The sequence below is a fragment of the Ruegeria faecimaris genome (assembly GCF_900182615.1).
In the GTDB taxonomy this organism is placed as follows: Bacteria; Pseudomonadota; Alphaproteobacteria; order Rhodobacterales; family Rhodobacteraceae; genus Ruegeria; species Ruegeria faecimaris.
The window spans coordinates 1-4,373 of the sequence record NZ_FXTE01000032.1; the positions used below are offsets into that span (position 1 = coordinate 1).

Genomic DNA, 4,373 nt, shown 5'->3' on the forward strand with positions numbered 1-4,373 from the left:
CCGTATGCGTTGTCGACGCGGTTTACGGGGGACCAGTATTTGTCGACGCCCATGGAGCCCGGGGGGAAGCAGGCCTGTTCGCGGGTGTAGGGGCGGTCCCAGTCGCCGACCAGATCGCGCACCGTATGGGGGGCGTTTTTCAGCGGGTTGTTCTCCGCATCGATCTTGCCGTCGATGATGTCCTGCGCCTCGGCCCGGATGGACAGCATGGCGTCGCAGAAGCGATCCAGCTCGTCCTTGGGTTCCGACTCGGTGGGCTCGACCATCAGGGTTCCGGCCACCGGCCAGGACATGGTCGGCGCGTGGAAGCCTGAATCGACCAGACGTTTGGCCACATCGTCGACGCTGACATGGGCCGCCTCATCCAAAGGACGGGTGTCAAGGATACATTCATGCGCCACTCGGCCTGTTTCCGAGGTGTACAGGATCGGATAGGCGTCCTGCAGCCGGGCCGCGATATAGTTGGCGTTCAGGATCGCCACTTTCGTGGCCTGGGTCAGACCCGCACCGCCCATCAGCAGCACATAGGCCCAACTGACCGGCAGGATCGACGGAGACCCAAACGGTGCCGCCGAGACCGGACCGACGGCGGTGCCGTATTCCGGGTGGCCGGGCAGGTGTTCCTCCAGATGCGCCTTGACGCCGATCGGACCCATGCCGGGGCCGCCACCGCCATGCGGGATGCAGAAGGTCTTGTGCAGGTTCAGGTGGCTGACATCGCCGCCGATATCACCGGGGCGCGACAGGCCGACCATGGCGTTCATGTTGGCGCCGTCGATATAGACCTGACCGCCGTGATCATGGGTGATCTGGCAGACCTCCTGGACAGTGGTCTCGAACACGCCATGGGTCGACGGATAGGTGATCATGCAGGCGGCCAGATGGTCGGAATGCTTTTCCGCCTTGGCGCGGAAATCGGCGACATCAATGTTGCCCTTCTCATCCGCTTGCACCGGCACCACCTGATAGCCCACCATCTGGGCCGAGGCCGGGTTGGTGCCATGGGCCGAAGTGGGGATCAGGCAGACATTGCGATGCGCCTCACCCCGCGCGGCGTGATAGTTGCGGATGGTCAGCAGGCCTGCGTACTCGCCCTGCGCGCCCGAGTTGGGCTGCTGCGAGATCGCGTCATAGCCGGTGATCTGGCACAGCTTGTCGTTCAGATCGGCAATCATCTCGTGATAGCCCTGTGCCTGATCTTCGGGGCAGAACGGGTGCAGATTGCCGAACTCGGGCCAGGTGACCGGGATCATCTCGATCGTGGCGTTCAGCTTCATGGTGCAGGACCCCAGCGGGATCATTGCCCGGTCCAGCGCCAGGTCGCGGTCGGCCAGACGGCGCATATAGCGCGTGATCTCGGCCTCGGCCCGGTTTTTGTGGAAGATCTCGTGGGTCAGATAGGCGCTTTCGCGCAGCGCGTAATCGGGCAGGCGATAGAGCTTGTTCGAGCTGTCATCCTTGCGATCGATGCCGAAGGCACCCCAGACGGCCTCGATGGTCTCGGGGCGGGTCTGTTCGTCCAGGCTGATGCCCACTTTCGTCTCACCCACCTTGCGCAGGTTGACACCGCGGGCCACGGCGGCCTCCATCACGACATTCTGCAGGTGGCCGACCTCGACCGTGATGGTGTCGAAGAACACCTCCGGCTCGACGGCAAAGCCCGCCTCTTCCAGACCGGCGGCCAGACGCGAGGTCTTGCGGTGCACCGATTGCGCGATGGCTTTGATGCCATCGGGGCCGTGATACACGGCATACATCGAGGCAATGACGGCCAGCAGCGCCTGTGCGGTGCAGACATTCGAGTTGGCTTTTTCGCGGCGAATGTGTTGCTCGCGGGTCTGCAGGGCCAGGCGGTAAGCCTTGTTGCCGCGCGCGTCGATCGACACGCCGATGATCCGGCCGGGCATCGACCGCTTCAGCTTGTCACTGGTCGCCATATAGGCTGCGTGCGGGCCACCATAGCCCATCGGCACGCCAAAGCGCTGGGTCGAGCCGATGGCAATATCCGCGCCCATCTCGCCCGGTGACTTCAGCAGCGCCAGCGACAGGATGTCCGCTGCAACGATGGCAATGGCTTTATGTTCATGCAGCGCCGCGATCTCGGCGGTGAAGTCGCGCACATGTCCATGCGTGCCGGGATACTGGAAGATCGCGCCAAACACCGCGCCCGCGTCCATCATATCCGGATCAGCCACCTGTACGTCGATGCCCAGAGGCTCGGCGCGGGTTTTGATCACCGCAATGGTCTGCGGGTGGCAGTTTTTATCGACGAAGAAAGCCGCGTTATTGGCCTTGGACCGGCCACCGCGCTTGGCCATCGCCATCGCCTCGGCAGCAGCGGTTGCTTCGTCCAGCAGGGATGCGTTGGCCACGTCCAGCCCGGTCAGATCGCTGACCATGGTCTGGAAGTTCAGCAGCGCCTCAAGCCGGCCCTGGCTGATCTCGGGCTGATAAGGCGTGTACGCCGTGTACCAGGCCGGGTTTTCCAGGATATTGCGCAGGATCGGCGCAGGCGTGGTGGTGCCGTAATAGCCCTGACCAATCAGCGAGGTCAGAACCTTGTTCTTGCTCGCCACCTCTTTCATGTGGAACAGCGCATCGCGCTCGGTCATCGCCGGACCCCAGTCCAGCGCTTCCTTCTGCCGGATCGCAGGGGGGACGGTGGCGTCAATCAGCTGATCCAGCGTCGTGAAGCCGATCACCTTGAGCATGTCGCGCATCTCGGTCGGGCTGGGCCCGATATGGCGACGGTTGGCAAAGTCATAGGCTTCGTAATCGGTGAGTTTGAAGGCCATGTGTAGCGCTCCTCAAGGAATGTCTCGCCCAGCCGCTCTGGCAGATGCCTCCGGCGGGAGTATTTGGAAAAAGATGAAGCCCGGGGCCCGGTTTCAGGGCCCCGGAATTGAAGTTACCCGATGAAGGCCTTGTAGCCGGCCTCATCCATCAGATCTTCCAGCTGCGACGCATCCGTGATCTTGATCTTGTAAATCCAGGCCTCGCCCTCGGGGTCGTCGTTCAGCGCGCCCGGATTGTCGGCCAGCGCCTCGTTGACCTCGACGATCTCGCCATCAACCGGCGCATAAAGCTCGGACGCCGCCTTGACGGATTCGATCACGCCAATCTCGCCACCCTTCTCGAACTCGTCGCCTGCTTCCTGCTGTTCCACGAACACCACGTCGCCCAGCTGTTCAGCCGCGTGTTTGGTGATGCCCAGCGTCGCGGTGTCGCCCTCGACGGTCAGCCATTCGTGCTCTTCGGAATAATAGGTTGCCATGTTGTCTCTCTCCTGACTTCAACGCTTGTAATTCTGGGTGACAAAGGGGGTGGCCACAATCTGTGCCGGTTGCGGCTTGCCCCGGATGATCAGGTTCACCGCCGTGCCCGGTTCGGCATGATCCGCCGCCACATAGCCCATCGCCACAGGTCCACCGACCGTCGGGCCAAACCCGCCCGAGGTGATCTGGCCGATTGTATTGCCCTGCGCGCACTGAATGTCCACGCCCTGACGCGCCGGTGCCCGGCCTTCCGGCTTGATGCCCACCAGCTTGCGCGCGGGACCCTCGGCCAGTTCTTTTTGAATGCGGTCGGCCCCCGGGAATCCGCCCTCTTCCTTGCGGCGTTTCTGGATCGCCCAACCCAGGCTGGCCTCGATCGGCGAGGTGCCCTGGTCGATGTCATTGCCATACAGGCACAGCCCCGCCTCCAGCCGCAGGCTGTCGCGCGCGCCCAAGCCCGCCGCCTCGCAATCCTCATGCGCCAGGAAGGCCTTGGTGATTTCAATCGCGCGGTCCTCGGGGATCGAGATCTCGTACCCGTCCTCGCCGGTATAGCCCAGACGCGAGATCCGGCATTCGGCCCCCAGGATGTCGGCAACAACAGTTTCCATGAACTTCAGATCCCGCGCCGCAGGGCAAAGCGCACCCACCACATCCTCGGCCTTCGGTCCCTGCACCGCAACAAGCGCGCGGTCAAAGATCTCGATCACCTCAACCCCGTCCAGATTGGCGCGCATATGCGGAATATCCTGATGACGCAGCGCCGCGTTCACCACCACAAAGAAGTGATCCCCCGCATTCGACACGATCAGATCATCCATGATCCCGCCATCCGAATTGGTGAAAAATCCATACCGCGCCTTGCCAGGCTTCAATGTCGCATAGGCCTGCGGGCACAGAGCCTCAAGCTTGGCACCAACATCCTCACCCCGCAGGATCACCTGACCCATATGAGACACATCAAACACCGCCGCATTCTCACGACACTGCGCATGCTCACCCATAATCCCCAAGGGATACTGAACAGGCATCTCCCAGCCCGCAAAATCAACCAACTTCCCACCCAACTCAACATGCAAACCATGCAAAGGCGTGCGC

At 62.5% G+C, this 4,373-nt stretch carries 3 protein-coding genes; all 3 read right to left on the bottom strand.

Going from position 1 to position 4,373, the window contains the following annotated elements; translation table 11 throughout:
• Window positions 1-2,795 (bottom strand): aminomethyl-transferring glycine dehydrogenase (gene gcvP, locus FN806_RS20300; protein WP_142640418.1); only part of this gene is annotated, 2,795 nt, incomplete at its 3' end.
• Between the two features lie 113 nt (window positions 2,796-2,908).
• A complete protein-coding gene (gene gcvH, locus FN806_RS20305) occupies window positions 2,909-3,274 on the bottom strand; it encodes a glycine cleavage system protein GcvH (RefSeq protein WP_142640419.1) in 366 nt (121 codons plus the stop codon).
• Between the two features lie 18 nt (window positions 3,275-3,292).
• Window positions 3,293-4,373, bottom strand: a 1,081-nt coding sequence (gene gcvT, locus FN806_RS20310) for a glycine cleavage system aminomethyltransferase GcvT (RefSeq protein WP_142640420.1), incomplete at its 5' end; no start/stop codon positions are given.